Origin of the sequence: Pseudomonas profundi, from assembly GCF_008638305.1 — a bacterium.
Lineage (GTDB): Bacteria > Pseudomonadota > Gammaproteobacteria > Pseudomonadales > Pseudomonadaceae > Halopseudomonas > Halopseudomonas profundi.
This window is the reverse complement of sequence record NZ_VTPZ01000025.1, coordinates 1-15,691: the sequence shown is the minus strand read 5'-3', so window position 1 is coordinate 15,691 and position 15,691 is coordinate 1. Positions and strand designations below refer to the sequence as shown.

Below are 15,691 nucleotides of genomic sequence, written 5' to 3'. Positions count from 1 at the left end.
CGTCCGGCATCATAGCGGCGGCGTCGAGCATCGGGCGTGGCGGCGAACAGCTTGCGCACATGGTCGAACAGACCCGTGTAGGTAGCCAGGTTCGACCGCGGCGTGCGCCCGATCGGCTTCTGGTCCACCTGCACCAGGCGCTGTATGGCGTCCACGTCGCCCGCCAGATGGCCGCCGGTCGCTTCGACCACTGCCGGCCCTTCGCTGGTGGCGCTTTCGGCGGCATCGTCTTCAGGCTCGTGGCCCAGGTGCAGCAGCACCAATTCCGGCAGGGCCTGCGCGATGAGGCTGGATTTGCCGGAGCCAGAGATGCCGGTAACGGCTGTCAGCACGCCCAGCGGAATGCGCGCATCCACGCCATGCAGGTTATGGCGGTGGATGCCCTGCAGCTCCAACCAGCCGGTCGCTTCGCGTGCTCGGCTTCCGGGTGCGGGAATTTCGTCAAACAGGTAACGTGCAGTACGCGATTCGGCAATCTTGCGCAGGCCATCCGGCTCGCCGCTGTAGAGCACGCGGCCGCCACGCTCCCCGGCCTCCGGCCCGACATCCACGAGCCATTGCGCGCGGCGCATCAGGTCCAGGTCGTGCTCCACCACAAACACCGAGTTGCCCGCGTCGCGCAGCCGGTCGAGTGCATCGTACAGGGCCTGGCTGTCGGAGGGATGCAGGCCCGCCGAGGGTTCGTCAAGTACGTACACGACGCCGAACAGCAGGGAACTTAATTGCGTGGCCAACCGCAAGCGTTGCAACTCGCCGGCCGAAAGCGTCGGCGTGGCCCGGTCCAGCGTCAGGTAGCCCAGGCCTAGCTCGCGCAGTTGGCGCAGGCGCGCCATCACGCCTCCAGCCAGGCGCTGTGCGGCGAGGCGCTTTTCTTCCGACAGCGCGGAGGTACGGCGCACGTCGGGCGATACCGCATGGACCGCATGGCCGGTGGCAGCGCGTTCGGCACGCTCGCGCCGGGTCGCTTCCTTGTCCGTAGCCGCACCCGCTGCATGGGCGCGGAAATCGCCCTGTGCGATGGGTTCGAGCAATGCCGCCAAGTGGTCCAGCGGCATCTGCATAAACGCGCCGATGTCCACCCCAGCGAAGGTGACCGACAGCGCTTCGGGCTTGAGCCTCTTGCCGTGGCAGGTGGGGCACGGCTTGCCCTCCATGAACCGGGATACGCGCTTTCTCATCAGCGCGCTCTGGGTATTGGCGAAGGTGTGCAACACATACCGCCGGGCGCCGGTGAAGGTGCCCATGTAGCTCGGCTCCATCTTGCGTTTGAGCGCGGTACGGGTTTCGGCAGGCGTGAAACCGGCGTACACCGGCACCGTTGGTGTTTCCTCGGTGAACAGAATCCAGTCGCGATCCTTTTTCGGCAGGTCCTTCCACGGCNATCCAGTCGCGATCCTTTTTCGGCAGGTCCTTCCACGGCCGGTCAACGTCGTAGCCCATGCTGACCAGGATGTCGCGCAGGTTCTGGCCCTGCCAGGCGGGTGGCCAGGAAGCAATCGCCCGCTCACGGATGCTCAGGGAGGGGTCGGGCACCATGATCGCCTCGGACACCTCGTACACATGACCCAAGCCGTGGCAGGTCGGGCACGCCCCCTGCGGCGTGTTCGGCGAAAAATCCTCGGCGTACAGCATCGGCTGATTGGCGGGATAGGCGCCGGCGCGCGAATACATCATCCGCACCAGGCTGGACAGGGTGGTCACACTGCCCACGGAGGAACGCGCATTGCTGGACCCCCGCTGCTGCTGCAGCGCCACCGCTGGTGGCAGGCCGTCGATCGCATCTACGTCCGGCACGCCCGCCTGGTCGATCAGGCGCCGTGCATAGGGGGCCACCGACTCAAAGTAGCGTCGCTGCGCCTCGGCATAGATGGTGCCGAAGGCCAGCGAGGACTTCCCGGAGCCGGAGACACCCGAGAACACCACCAGCGCATTCCGCGGGATAGAGACGTCCACCTCTTTGAGGTTGTTCTCGCGCGCGCCACGCACCTGCACGAGGCCGCTGGCCGCAGCGGTACAAGAGGATTCACCGAAAGAATTGTTTGGCATGTTCTTATCCTGTAGTTCGCCCCGCTCAGGACAGGACCTCCTGAGTGGTAGGGAAAACTGATGCTCTGCAGATGCTCGTCACGCTTGATGCGGTGTGCTTCTTCCTGTTCAGCCCCGCTCAGAAACAATTGGCACTGCTGATTGAAGAAGTCTTCCAGTTCAGCGGCTGTGAAGTGGTCGCTGAAGGCATGCTCGGCGTGACTCATCACGTCGAAATACACCACAGCCAATTCCAACTCTTCCAGCTCAAGCTGCTGGCAGAGCAGCCAGCCGTCGACCTTGACCTGCGCCCAATGCAGCAGCCGGTGGTTGGCCGGAATGCGGCTGATATCGCCACGGTGGGTTTTGATCTCTTCTAGGCGCCGCTCTTGCGGATCGTACCCGTCGGCCCTGCCGCTGACCAGCAGGCCGGGGTAGCTGCCACTTAGAGGTAACTCGGCGATATAGCCGTCTCCCCGCCGATCAACCACTGTCTGGTGCCCAGCCATGCCTTCCTGAGCGGTGGGGGAAGGGGTGAAGCGCAGATCCAGGTCACCTTCCTTGGCGGTGAACTCGCACAGTGCCCGCACCGCTACCCGATAGCTCATGCCTCGGCCCAGCGCACGTAGCAAACTACAACGGCGATACCGTGCTCAGCCGCGAAACTGAGCCAGCGTTTCTGGTTGTCCTGCAGGCGGTCGCCGGGGCCTTTGACCTCAATCATCCGGTAGCGATGTTCCTGCGGATAAAACTGGATCAGATCGGGCATGCCGGCGCGGTTGGCTTTCAGATCTCGCAGCAGGCGGGTAAAACAGGCGTGCAGGTGTGCAGCGGGAATGCACTGCAGGGCTAGTCCCAGGCGCGCCTCATCGAGCATGCCCCAAAAGACGAAGGGTGATTGCAGGCCGAACTTTTCCTGATACCGAGCCTTGATCAATTGCCTGTAGTCGGGTTGTTCAAGTTGCAGTAGACAGCGTTTGAACAGGTGTTGGCGGCGCGCATAAAAGTCCGGGCTGTGCAGGTCCACCGGGCCACTGTGGAACGGGTGAAAAAATGACCCCGGCAGCGGTGCGAAGATCGCCTCCCAGCACAGCAAGCCGAACAGGCTGCAGAGCAGGGCATTTTCCACATAGTGCACCGGAGCATCATCCTGCTGCAGGTGCACTCACAGCTATCTCCACACTGCCATGTGTCGGCGCCGGCAATACCAAGTCGATGCGGGTTTCGCTCGCAGCCTTGGGCTTTTTCACCATCTGCAGGCCGAGCTTGCGCTGCAGGCGGGTGAGGGCTCGTTCCAGGCGCTGGCTTTCTTCATCGCTGCCTGGGGTTTGGCTAAAGGCCAGGGCCTGATCATAGGCCTCGGCATCGCGCCCCAGTTGTTCCAGTACGCGAATCTGTCGCCAGCGGGCTTCGCCATGCGCGCTTTGCTGATAAAGCAGCAGGGCCTGCTCCAGCTCAACGCTCTTCTCCAGTTGCTGGGCGATCTGAAACAGCAGGTGCGATTGGCGGCTGCAAAGGTATGGGTTGCTTGAACTGAACGCCAGCAACGGCGGCACAATGTCCGCCAGGTCTGCGCCTTGCTCAACGCTGACGCGTAACTGGCGCAGGTGCAGGTAATCCTCAAGATCCTGGCGGCACTGAAAACCACGTGACTCCGGGCCTATGTCCACCGATTCGTAACGGTAGATGCCCAGATCCGTCAGCACGAACTCGGACCAGTCCTGAGCCAGATTGCCAAAGAACATCAGGCGCAAACGATCACACAACTCGCCCACCATCAGGCTGAGTAACTGATCATCCAACATAGGGCACCAGTCCGTGAAGGTCTGGGCAGGTAGCTCCATTGCGCGCAGTTGTTCGAGCAGCTCGGCCTTTTTCTGCGCCGCGCGGCGGTCTGTGAGCGGCATATGAGTCAGCACCTCATCCTTGCGCAGCAGCTCGGCAATCTCATCGGCTGTGAGCAGCGCCTGCTCGGTGATCCATCCCTGTTCAAGCAGTGGATCGGCAGCAGCCAGGCAGTCGCCGATTTCCGGGTAAACGAGCTTGCTCAGACGAAAATGACAGCCCTTGCGCTAATCATGCGCACCAGCAAGGCCTGGGATGGCCAGGGCAGGGTATTGAAGGTGTCGAGAAAGGCACGTTCTTCATCCGCCAGTAGATCTGCATAGCGCTCAGCCACCCAGGCGAGTGCCGTACGGAAATTGCTGAGGTAGTAAAGCTCAGGGGCTAACGAGACGGACATGGTAGTGATCACTGTATTCTTGTACAGGATTGTCCGTGTTGCGGTGCCGAGGATCAACTGGCGCAGAAGCTGACGGTATCAGCAGGTGAAAGTGGCCAACTCCAGCCCGATGCTACTGGCGACTCCCGGCCGGTATCTGCCTGTCGCGTTAGGCAGGTACCGGCCGAGACTGTGTAAAAACGTTTTCAAGTGCGGCAGGTACTCAAACACAAGCTAGAAATCGTGCATCTGGGAGAAATCCACATTTGCTGACGTGCCGATAAACTCCAGATTTCACGTAGACGCGAGTACTTCAATTTTGACGAAGCGTTTTTACACACTCTGGGCCAATAGCGGTCAGTCGCGATACCATAGAGATGATTCACCATAAGGCAGCGACTGGAGCTCACGCAGCAATAATCCTTAGATCCATTGCTAACTGACTAATACAAGATGCTGCTGGTTGGCAGATTCGATTCGTTCTCTCATCAGGATCACAAACCGTCGGTACTCAAGCTTAGGAACAGCATGGCGATTGGCAGATTTCCAAAGTCGCCACGAGTCGCTCAGAACGATGTTTCATGACCGGCGAAACTTGGATCCTGCCTGAGCATCATTGATGCTCGCATGGATTCGAACGATACAGCATCCGAGTAGCCGCCCCGAGCAGGAGACGGCTACTCAAAACACTAAGCCGCAGGCTTCATCACAACCTTCGTCCACCCCTTGTCTCGTGCATCGAAGTGCTTATAAGCACTTGGGCCATCATCCAGCTTCAATCGATGGGAAACGATCTGCGAGGGTGCGGCACGCCCGTGATGAATTAGCTCAGCCAACTGGCGGTTGTACGCCTTGACGTTGGCTTGCCCGGTGCCGATTTTCTGCCCTTTGAACCAGAAGGAACCGAAGTCGAAAGCCATCTTCCCTTCTTTGGCTAACTCGTTCTTGGCACCCGGATCTTGGGGAACGAATACCCCGACTACTCCGATACCACCGGTTGCCTTGGTCGAGGCGACGAGGTTGTTCATGGTCAGGTGATTCACCTCGTGGCCATGTTTGTCGCAGCACTGGTAGCCCACGCATTCGCACCCACGATCCGTGCCTTTACCATCGGTGTAATTCAGGATTTCATCGACAGCCTTCTGCTCGACGGAATTGATTGGCGTGGCCCCCATCTGGGCAGCCAGTTTCAAGCGGTCTGGTTGATCGTCTATTACGAAGACCTGCGAAGCGCCTTGGATAAGCGCGGAGTGCGCCGCCATCAAGCCGACCGGGCCTGCGCCGTAGATGGCAATGGACTCGCCTGCTTGCAGCCCCGCCAGCCTTGTTGCGTGCCATCCCGTGGGGAAAATGTCGGAGAGCATGACGTAGTCGTCCTCGCGCTCCTTCGCATCCTCAGGCAGCACGAGACAGTTGAAGTCCGCGAAGGGAACTCGCAGCAGCTCGGCCTGGCCACCGTCATAAGTGCCCATCTCTGCAAAGCCGTAGGCGGCACCAGCGCTGCCTGGATTGGCGGTCAAGCAATAGCCGGTAAGTCCTTTCTCGCAGTTTTCACAAAAACCACAGCCGATGTTGAAGGGCAAGCAGACCATGTCTCCAACCTTAACGCGCTCAACTCCTGCACCTACCTCGACCACCTCACCGAGGTTCTCGTGACCGAAGACTCGACCCGTCTCGAAGGTGGTTCTGCCTTCGTACATGTGCAGATCGGAACCACAAAGATTCGTGGATGTGACTCGAACGAGAGCATCCGTTGGTCTCTCGATCTTCGCATCTGGGACGTTCTGGACGCTGACGTCACGCGGGCCGTTGTAGACGATTGCTTTCATCTGGGTTCTCCAAGTCAGTTTAAAGGAGCGCCGATTGCGCTTTCGCTCCTACCTTGGTTCGTCTCCCATGCAACGCGCTTTGTTCCGGAAAACTGGTCAAAGCCTGACGGGCGGTACCGCGTTCGAGGCTTCTTCATGCTGGTACTGACTCGCCAGCCGACGATCCGCCGTGCAAAGACGTCGATCACGAACGCCACGTACAGCCAGCCCTGCCAGGTCGATACATAGGTGAAGTCCGACACCCACAACTGGTTCGGGCGGTCGGCATGGAACTGGCGTTGGACACGATCCAGCGGGCAAAGGGCCTTGTCGCCGGCCACCGTTGTCTGCACGATCTGGCCACGTCTAATGCCCTGCAATCCGGCCCGACGCATTAACCGCTCCACCGTGCATCTGGCGACCTCGATGCCTTCTCGCCGCAGCTGCTTCCAGACCTTCACCGCGCCATAGCACTGCATATTGGCATCCCACACTCGCTGGATTTCCAGGGTCAATGCGTCATCGCGCTGAGCACGACAACAGCGCAGTGCCGGGTTGCGCTGTTGAGCCACGTGCCTGCGGTAACCGGACGGGGCGATCTGCAACACGCGGCAGATCGACTCGACCCCGAGACGGTCACGATGCTGATCGACAAACGCCCTCAGGACTTGGTGCGGCGGTCGAGCTCCGCCTGGGCAAAATACGCACTGGCCAGGCGCAATATCTCGTTTGCCTTACGCAGTTCGCGGTTTTCGCGCTCTAGGGCTCTGATGCGCTCGCGCTCTTCACTGGTCTGACCGGGGCGCTGCCCCGCATCGGTCTGCTGGCGACGAATCCAGCCATGCAGGGTTTGCGCGGCACAGCCAATCTTCGGAGCGATGGCCTCAATGGCTGCCCACTCGGACGGATAGTCGTTCAGGTGTTCCAGAACCATGCGCACAGCACGCTCACGGACTTCAGGGGAGTAGGTAGTAGTCTTTCTCATGGCCTCATCTTCTCAAGAGCTGAGGCCTCCACGAAACCCGGGGTGATTCACGAAAGCTGAACGGGGTGAGTGCAGAAATGAGCTTGAATGTGCTTGCCTATAATTTGAAGCGGGTGATGAAAATCATGGGTACCGAAGGCTTATTGAAGGCGATGACGGCGTAAAAGCCCCGGTTTTTACTGTCCCAAGAGGTACCACAGTGCTTTATAAGCGCTCTGACGCGCCACCGGCGCTGATCGTGGCAAATGCTCGGGAAATCACTACGCCCAGGCGCAGTGGGCTGGGGCATACAAGATGTGAAAGTGTTTTTACACACTCTGGGCCGATACCGGTCTGTCATAGCCAGCTACGAAACGAACAACACTGCGCTGAACGATGTTGACGGTACACCCGGCCAAGTCTGGCCAATGGTATAAAATCTATGGGTTTCGGACTTTGACGCCGGTTTGAGCGTGGAAGTGAACATAGGTTGTATCATATTGCCCAGGCCTGACTACGGCGCCGGCGCTCTCGCTGCATCAAATTGAGTTGCAGAGCGCTAATCAGCCCGCGAGCTCAGAAAACGACCCATGAGACTCTCTTCGCGCAGTTCTTCTTTCTTTCCAGCAAGCAGCACCTCTTCGGCGGTCGGGTAATGTCGTAGTAGGCGATACGCTTGATCGCGTACGCTTTCAGGCAACGACTTATCGTGACGCAGAGCGATTAAAAACTCTCTGGCTTGAATAATGGAGCGCGTCCGTTCGTCGGGCATCGTCATGTCTTTTCCTCATCGCAATGGCCATCCTCAACAATCAAACCCAAGCGAACGTCTGCGCTGGCGTCGTAGTCCTCCTCGAACATGTGGTGCGAGCGCCGCAATTGTCTGACATAGCCCAACGTCCCAAAAAAACAGCTCTCGCATAATTGAAGTCGGTAGGTTTCTCCCTTATGCCGAGAGCCCTGGCTCCAGTCGGCTTGCAACGTAGCGAACTGGAGTTCGCGACCCGCTGTAGAGTTGGATCGGCAGGCGTCGCAACCACGGTTCGCGGTAGTCGTGCATTTCATTTCTCTGATCATATTCATTACTGGAATCGCCTTCCAATTTTGAGTGCCGGTTTGCTGGTGCGCCGACCAGCCTGACGTCCTATTCGATATGATAGCTGCTTGTGTTTAATGCCCAGCGACTTCTTGACGCCCTCAAGCATTGTTAGAGGCGCAGCGCTCCAAATTGATTGTACTTGGACTGCCTCGGGAAGCGTGTCGCTCGGCCGGCGGCGACGGCTCGAAGGTCGGCATGAGCTGGCGTGAGAAGCGGACCTTTGCGGGAGAAAGCTCGACTGGGGCATCAAGCGGATTCACGAGGCGACAACGATAACACGCCAGGTGGGGCAGGCGATATCTTCGCTCTGTACCTGCAGAGCGGAGTGTCGAAACCGTGTTGCGTTCACGCGTTTTTCTGAGCGAATGTGGGCCATGCCTCCTTGCCCCATCCAGGCATTGGCCTACCTAGTACAAGTGAAGGGCTCCGTTCAAGCCACACGCAATGAATCGGTACGTTGAGTCCTTCACACCGTCTAGAACAAACTGGTGGGTATGAGTGCGCTATAAACTAGGGAATCCGTTGAGGTCACCGGCTGAAGCCGGGCTTCGGGCAAGAGATTATCAACCAGATAATCGGAATGCCCACTTATTTTTTCAGAATGTGGGTAATACCACGATACGCGAAAGCAGCAGGGAGACTTGCCCAATAGTTGCTCAAAAAGGCGGAAAAATGGCACCAATCACGCTGTTTCATACCACAATAGTCTTTGCACTCTTGAGAGAGAGCGACGAAACGTGGGTAAAACCACGAATGGATGCCAGCCGAGGATCAGCACCCAACGACATGTCGGTCTCACGAAAATAAACCACACAGGCCTCGCTCGCATCCAGCTTTGACACCAATTCGCAGTTCTCGAAACATAGACCAAGCGCTGACGCCTACTTGCGAAGCCGTGCGCAAACTGTACTCGAAGCATCTTAATGTGCCGATGAGCCGTATTCAGCTTCGCAAAGATTGCAGCAGGCACCGATAAATAGTGACTGTGAGAATAGTCGACGCAGTAGAATACTTTCGAAGGAGCGCGGCCGGCGTTCCCCTAGTCTCCGGGGTCCGGATGAACAAAAATACCAATCTGATTACGATCAGCTGAGGGGAGGCGGGATGAGCAACCTAGTCGGGTTGCATCGAAGCCGCCCCGGCGCGCGAAGCGTTGGCGGCCAGGGGTCAAGCTATGATATTAGTTTTGTCCGCTGGGGGTATAGGAACATGATGGTGCGGCTGTTGAGCGAGACAAAAAAAGACCTTGTGTGGCGCGTGTGCATAGTGAAAAATGCACACATACATTTTTTCCGTGAAGGTACCATGTCCGCACGTAGTGTGCAGAAACCCGGGGGTGTATGGCCGCTTGGCGTGCCCTTCAATATTGCCAGCTACGCCTTGCTCACGCTGATGGTCGCCCAGGTATGCCAGCTTGAGCCGGGTGAGTTCATCTGGACCGGTGGCGATTGCCATCTGTATGCCAACCATATCGAGCAGACCGACCTGCAGCTGACCCGCGACCCTTTCCCGCTACCGCGGATGGTGCTCAATCCCGAGGTGACAGACTTATTCGCTTTCCAGTTTGAGGACTTCAGTCTGCAGAACTACGAAGCGCATCCGCACATCAAGGCGCCGGTGGCCGTATGACGGGGTCTGTGCGCGTTGCCATGATCGCTGCCATGGGGCTTAACCGGGTGATCGGGCGCGACAATCAGTTGCCCTGGCATCTGCCGGAGGACCTCAAGTATTTCCGCAGCATGACCTGGGGCAAGCCGATCGTCATGGGCCGCAAGACCTTCGATTCGCTCGGGCGACCGTTGCCGGGCCGCACCAATATCGTCGTGTCAGGCCAGCCGAATCTTGAGCTGCCGGGCGCCAAGGTAGCGGGCTCGTTGGAGGAGGCATTGTTTGCGGCCAGGAATCAGGCCGAGCTGGATAGCGTCGATGAAATCATGATCATCGGCGGCGCCAACCTCTATGAGCAGATGCTTGGCCAGACCGACCGCATTTACCTCACCCTGGTCGAGGCTGAGCCTGATGGCGATGCCTGGTTCCCGGAATTGCCCGATGAGCAGTGGAAACTGGTCGAGGAGCGGGCCGTAGCGGCGGGAGAGGATTACCCGGCGCACCGTTATCAGGTGCTTGATCGGATCTGAAAGCAGATACTCGAGGAGATTCCGGGGCGGGTTACCGCCCTCGGAATGCCAGTTTAATCCTCCAGCATTGCCTTGTTCCGCACCGCCCCCTTGTCCGCACTGGTAGCCAGCAGCGCATAGGCTTTCAGCGCTGTGCTGACCTTGCGCGGGCGTATCTCGACAGGCTTCCAGCCTTTCTTGTCCTGTTCCGCGCGACGCTGCGCCAGCTCTTCATCACTCACCAGCAGATTGATGCTGCGGTTCGGGATGTCGATAAGGATCTTGTCGCCATTGCGTACCAGGCCGATAGCGCCGCCTGCGGCAGCTTCCGGAGAAGCGTGGCCGATGGACAGGCCGGAAGTCCCGCCAGAGAAACGTCCGTCAGTCAGTAACGCGCAATCAGCACCCAGACCCTTGGATTTCAGGTAGCTGGTTGGATAGAGCATTTCCTGCATGCCCGGACCGCCCTTGGGCCCTTCGTAGCGGATGATGACTACGTCGCGCGGCTTCACCTCATCGGCAAGAATGCCTTTGACCGCCGAGTCCTGGCTCTCGTAGATGCGGGCGTTGCCTTCAAAAACATGGATGGACTCATCCACCCCGGCGGTCTTGACCACGCAGCCGTCCAGCGCGATGTTGCCGTACAGTACAGCCAGGCCGCCCTCGCTGGAGTAGGCATGCTCCACACTGCGGATGCAGCCGTTGGCACGGTCATCATCCAGTGAGTCCCAACGGGTCGACTGGCTGAAGGCGGTCTGCGTGGGGATGCCTGCGGGGCCGGCGCGGAAAAAAGTCAGCACCTCTTCATCATCGGTCTGGGTGATATCCCACTTGGCGATGGCTTCTTCCATGCTCGGGCTGTGTACCGTAGCGGCGTCGGTGTGTAGCAGGCCGCCGCGGGCCAGTGAGCCAAGAATGCTGAAGATGCCGCCGGCACGGTGCACGTCTTCCATGTGATATTTCTGGATATTGGGCGCGACCTTGCACAGCTGCGGCACGCGGCGGGACAGATCGTCGATGGCCCGCAGATCGAAATCAATCTCGGCTTCCTGCGCGGCGGCGAGCAGATGCAGAATGGTGTTGGTGGAGCCGCCCATGGCGATATCCAGCGTCATGGCATTCTCGAATGCACGCACGTTCGCGATATTGCGTGGCAGCACGCTCTCGTCCCCTTCGGCGTAATAACGGCGGCACAGGTCGACGACGGTGCGGCCCGCTTGCAGGAACAACTGTTCGCGGTCGCTATGGGTCGCCAGCATCGAGCCGTTACCGGGGAGGGCGAGGCCCAGGGCTTCGGTCAGACAGTTCATGGAGTTGGCAGTAAACATGCCGGAGCAGGAGCCGCAGGTCGGGCAGGCGCTGCGCTCGTATTCCGCGACTTTCTCGTCGCTGGCGCTATCGTCCGCAGCGATGACCATGGCATCGACAAGGTCCAGACCATGGGCAGCAAGCTTGGTTTTGCCTGCTTCCATCGGGCCGCCGGAAACGAATACAACCGGGATGTTCAGGCGCAGCGCGGCCATCAGCATGCCGGGGGTGATCTTGTCGCAGTTGGAGATGCAGACAATGGCATCAGCGCAGTGGGCATTGACCATGTATTCCACTGAATCGGCGATGATCTCGCGCGATGGCAGCGAATAGAGCATACCGTCATGGCCCATGGCGATGCCGTCATCGACCGCGATGGTGTTGAATTCCTTGGCCACACCGCCGGCACGCTCGATTTCCCGCGCCACCAGCTGTCCCATGTCCTTCAGGTGTACGTGCCCGGGCACGAACTGGGTAAAGGAGTTGGCGACGGCAATGATCGGTTTCTTGAAATCCTCATCCTTCATGCCCGTCGCGCGCCACAGTGCGCGGGCACCGGCCATGTTGCGGCCGAAGGTGGATGTTTTCGAGCGGTAATCAGGCATGACGGTTATCTCGTTGTGCGTTGCGAAGCGGTGGGCAAGCATACCAAATCAGTCGCGGGCAGGCAGTAGCGGCGCGTCAGACGTCAATGGTAAGGGGCGCGCGGCAGTTCTGCCGCGCTGCGGCGGCACGCTTAGAGCGCCTTTTCAAACACCTTGGAATTGCGCTGATAGTTGTACAGCGAAGCGCGCTTGGCTGGCAGCCGCTCCACACTGCTGGGAATAAACCCGCGTTCCCGGAACCAGTGGGCGGTGCGCGTGGTGAGCACGAAGAGCGTATCGAGCTTGAGTGCACGCGCCTGGGACTCGACATGCTCCAGTAGCTGATCGCCGCGACCGCCGTGACGGTAATTCGGATCGATCGCCACGCAGGCAAGCTCCGCCGCGCTGGAGTCTTCAAGCGGGTAGAGCGCTGCGCAGCCGATGATCATGCCGTCGCGCTCAATCAATGTGAACTGGCTTATTTCGGTCTCCAGCACCTCCCGTGAGCGCCGCACCAGAATGCCGGCTTCCTCAAGCGGGCGAAGCAGTTCCAGCAGGCCCGCTACGTCCTCCACCGTTGCGGTACGGACCTGTTCGAAGTTCTCCTGAGTCACCAGGGTGCCGCCGCCATCTCGGGTGAACAGCTCGGTCAGCAGGGCGCCGTCTTCGGCAAAACTGATGATGTGGCTGCGGCGAAGGCCGTTGTTGCAGGCCTTGCAAGCCGCTGTGAGCAGGGCGCCCGGCAGGCTGTTACCAAGCGTTTTGAGCATGGGCATGGCGCGGGTCGGTTTCAGCTCGCGTAAGAGCGAACCCTCGGCGTCCAGGATGCCTGCGTCAGGACCGAACAGGATCAGTTTGTCCGCGTCCAGGGCACTGGCCGCGCTGGTGGCAACGTCTTCACATGCCAGGTTGAATACTTCACCGGTCGGCGAATAACCTATGGGTGAGAGCAGCACTATGGAGTTTTCATCCAGATGGGCGCTGATCGCCTTGCGGTCGATGCGGCGCACTTCGCCGGTGTGATGGAAATCAACTCCGTCGACGACCCCGATAGGCTTGGCTGTCACGAAATTACCGCTGACCACGCGCAGTCTGGAGCCTTGCCCCGATGCAGTACAGAGCCGGGCTTCGATCGCGATGCGCAGGCTGCCGACCGCATCCATGACGCAGGCGAGCGTGTCGCTGTCGGTAATCCGCAGGTCCCGGTGGTAGTGTGAATCGATGCCGCGCGCAGCCTGTCGCTCTTCAATCTGTGGTCGCGAACCGTGCACCAGCACCAGCCGTACGCCCAGACTGTTGAGCAGCATGATGTCATGCATGATGTTGGTGAAGTTCGGATGCGCGAGGGCTTCCCCCGGCAGCAGCATGACGAAGACGCGGTCCCGATGGGTATTGATATAGGGCGTCGAATGGCGGAACCAGTTGACGTAATCGTGCATGCGGATCTTCCGTGCAAAAGCAGCAGTTTAGGGACATTCCGCGATGCGCTTCAAGCGCTGTGTGTTGCCTAGGGTCTGTTCCCGTTTCATCGCGGCCGCGACAGAGGCCCGTTTGGTGCAGAATAAGGCGCGAGGAGCGAAATTTGTTCAGCACATCCAAGTGCTTCACCCCTTCGGGGCTTGCGCGCAAAAACGCTCCAGGCGTTTTTGTGGTTGTTCCAAATGAGCGACGAGTAACGCAGTGCTGCGCTAAACGGGCCCCGTCCCTACGGGTGGGGCCGCCTAGGTTGCGCGTCAAATGCCGCCACGCGGCGTTGCGGGACTTGGCAAGGGAACAACCATTACCTGCATCCCGCGCCTTGCGGATCGCCGCCCGGCCTTGCGCCATTTGACACAGCAACGCGGCTCGCGATGAAACGGGAACAGACCCTCGTCGCGCAAGGCTATGCCAAAAGGATGTAACAAGGGCAAGATAGCCTCAACAGAGCCATTGAAGAGAGGTCAACGTGAGCCAGAATCCCGCCCCGATTGTTGTTAACTCGGCTGATGAAGCAGTCGATCGCCTGGCGACGCTGTATGAACAAGCTACCTCTGCCCTGAGCCAGGCACTCAAGCATTATCTGAAGGACCGTACGCTACCGAGCGAGGCGCAGAGTCAGCTGTTTCGTTATCCGGAGCTGCGTCTGACCTACGACACCCAGGGCGAAGCCGCCACCAGCGTGCGTGCCTACGCCAAGGTGCAGGTGCCCGGCACTTACAGTGTGACCGTGACCCACCCGCGTGCTTTCAGAAAGTATCTGCTGGAGCAGTTGGGACCCTTGATGCGCGACTACACCGTCAAGGTCGAGGTCGGGGTCAGCGAGCAGAACATTCCTTACCCCTACGTAGTGGATCAGGGGAACGAACTCGCCGGCTCCGGCGTTACCGCCCGTGAGCTGGCGCGGTATTTTCCCAGTACCGATCTGTCAGCTGTCAGCGACAGCAATGCCGACGGGCTGCACGACTGGGAGAACACCGAACAACTGCCGTTAGCGCTATTCGATGCCTCGCGGGTGGATTTTTCCCTGCGGCGACTGGTGCATTACACCGGTAGTGACTGGAAACATGTGCAGCCGTGGATTCTGCTGACCAACTACCACCGGTATGTCGACCAGTTCATTCGCCATGGTCTGGACATGCTCGCCAGCGATTCGCGCTTTCTGCGCATGGTCATGCCTGGCAACGTGGTGATCGAGCGCGGCATGGATGAAGCCGAGGTAACGGCGCTGGTCGAAGGCGTCGTCTGGCACCGTTATCAGATGCCGGCTTATCACCTGATTGCCGAGGACGGGCACGGTATTACCCTGGTCAATATCGGTGTTGGCCCCTCCAATGCCAAGAACATTACCGACCACCTCGCGGTGCTGCGCCCACACTGCTGGCTGATGATCGGTCATTGCGGCGGGCTACGTCAGTCGCAGAATATCGGCGACTATGTGCTGGCCCACGCATATATGCGTCGCGACGGCATTCTTGATCGGGTGCTGCCGCCGCACATTCCGCTGCCTGCGTTGGCCGAGATCCAGATGGCCCTGCAGGAAGCTGCCGCGCAAATCACCGGTGACCGCGGCGACGATCTCAAGCGCCGCCTGCGCACCGGCACGGTACTCACCTATGACGACCGTAACTGGGAGTTGCGCTGGGCTCAGGAGCGCCCGTTGATCAATCAGGCGCGCGCCATTGCAGTGGACATGGAAAGCGGGACCATTGCTGCCCAGGGCTACCGTTTACGGGTGCCATACGGGACCTTGCTCTGCGTCTCCGACAAGCCTCTACATAGCGAGATCAAGCTGCCTGGCGCGGCTGGAGCCTTCTATGAACGAGCCGTTACCCAGCATTTGCATATCGGCATTGCGGCGCTGGATCTGCTGCGCACTCAGCTCAACTCGCTGCATTCGCGCAAGCTGCGTAGTTTTGATGAGCCGCCGTTCAGGTAGGGCTGCGTGACCGCGAATGCCGCAGCCTGAGTTGAACCCAGGGCGTCTTGCAGACGCCATCGCGGCGAGTCGCCCCTCCTACAGTTGGTAAGTGCAGCACGATAGTATTCTGTGGGAGATTCTATGGTTCACCACAACCCCTTTCAGGCT

The 15,691-nt window shown here is 59.5% G+C and carries 6 protein-coding genes, 6 pseudogenes and 1 other annotated feature; of the genes and pseudogenes, 3 read left to right on the top strand and 9 right to left on the bottom strand.

What is annotated here, in order from left to right:
- The 7 genes and pseudogenes from FZE95_RS19120 to FZE95_RS19095 all read right to left on the bottom strand — a co-directional run.
- A pseudogene (locus FZE95_RS19120) lies at positions 1–1,380 on the bottom strand (excinuclease ABC subunit A); the annotation flags it as partial.
- A 1-nt stretch (position 1,381) separates the two neighbouring features.
- Positions 1,382–2,046: pseudogene (locus tag FZE95_RS19870) on the bottom strand (excinuclease ABC subunit A); the annotation flags it as partial.
- An 8-nt stretch (positions 2,047–2,054) separates the two neighbouring features.
- Positions 2,055–2,633, bottom strand: a pseudogene (locus FZE95_RS19865) (ATP-dependent DNA helicase); the annotation flags it as partial.
- A pseudogene (locus FZE95_RS19110) lies at positions 2,630–4,267 on the bottom strand (VRR-NUC domain-containing protein). The pseudogenes FZE95_RS19110 and FZE95_RS19865, both read right to left, overlap by 4 nt.
- A gap of 668 nt (positions 4,268–4,935) precedes the next feature.
- A complete protein-coding gene (locus tag FZE95_RS19105) occupies positions 4,936–6,075 on the bottom strand; it encodes a glutathione-independent formaldehyde dehydrogenase (RefSeq protein ID WP_150302389.1) in 1,140 nt (379 codons plus the stop codon).
- 131 nt (positions 6,076–6,206) lie between these two features.
- Positions 6,207–7,039: pseudogene (locus FZE95_RS19100) on the bottom strand (IS3-like element ISPst4 family transposase); the annotation flags it as partial.
- Positions 6,645–6,761, bottom strand: a sequence feature (AL1L pseudoknot). Its footprint overlaps the pseudogene before it by 117 nt.
- A 538-nt stretch (positions 7,040–7,577) precedes the next feature.
- Positions 7,578–7,796, bottom strand: a complete 219-nt coding sequence (locus FZE95_RS19095) for a BPSL0761 family protein (RefSeq protein WP_150302388.1) — start codon at positions 7,794–7,796, stop codon at positions 7,578–7,580.
- Between the two features lie 1,668 nt (positions 7,797–9,464).
- Between FZE95_RS19095 and thyA the strand changes: the two are divergent.
- Together thyA and FZE95_RS19085 are read left to right on the top strand one after the other, a co-directional pair.
- A pseudogene (gene thyA / locus FZE95_RS19090) lies at positions 9,465–9,746 on the top strand (thymidylate synthase); the annotation flags it as partial.
- The gene (locus tag FZE95_RS19085; RefSeq protein WP_150302386.1) at positions 9,743–10,255 is read left to right on the top strand and encodes a dihydrofolate reductase; all 513 of its coding nucleotides are present in this window, start codon (positions 9,743–9,745) and stop codon (positions 10,253–10,255) included. The pseudogene thyA and the gene FZE95_RS19085, both read left to right, overlap by 4 nt.
- A 53-nt stretch (positions 10,256–10,308) precedes the next feature.
- Here FZE95_RS19085 and ilvD read toward each other — a convergent pair whose 3' ends face one another.
- Complete coding sequence (ilvD, locus tag FZE95_RS19080; protein ID WP_150302390.1) at positions 10,309–12,147, bottom strand: dihydroxy-acid dehydratase; 1,839 nt, start codon at positions 12,145–12,147, stop codon at positions 10,309–10,311.
- A 131-nt stretch (positions 12,148–12,278) separates the two neighbouring features.
- Entirely contained in the window at positions 12,279–13,565 is a 1,287-nt protein-coding gene (gene argA, locus FZE95_RS19075) for an amino-acid N-acetyltransferase (protein WP_150302385.1), read from the bottom strand.
- A 506-nt stretch (positions 13,566–14,071) separates the two neighbouring features.
- Between argA and amn the strand changes: the two genes are divergently transcribed.
- Positions 14,072–15,541, top strand: coding sequence for an AMP nucleosidase (gene amn / locus FZE95_RS19070; protein ID WP_150302384.1), 1,470 nt, complete (start codon positions 14,072–14,074; stop codon positions 15,539–15,541).
- Positions 15,542–15,691: the final 150 nt, after the last annotated feature.

What these genes read in the sequence shown, in the direction of transcription:
- FZE95_RS19105 (WP_150302389.1), bottom strand. Translation starts at nt 6,075, where the DNA reads ATGAAAGCAATCGTCTACAACGGCCCGCGTGACGTCAGCGTCCAGAAC.
- argA (WP_150302385.1), bottom strand. Translation starts at nt 13,565, where the DNA reads ATGCACGATTACGTCAACTGGTTCCGCCATTCGACGCCCTATATCAAT.
- ilvD (WP_150302390.1), bottom strand. Translation starts at nt 12,147, where the DNA reads ATGCCTGATTACCGCTCGAAAACATCCACCTTCGGCCGCAACATGGCC.
- FZE95_RS19085 (WP_150302386.1), top strand. Translation starts at nt 9,743, where the DNA reads ATGACGGGGTCTGTGCGCGTTGCCATGATCGCTGCCATGGGGCTTAAC.
- FZE95_RS19095 (WP_150302388.1), bottom strand. Translation starts at nt 7,796, where the DNA reads ATGACGATGCCCGACGAACGGACGCGCTCCATTATTCAAGCCAGAGAG.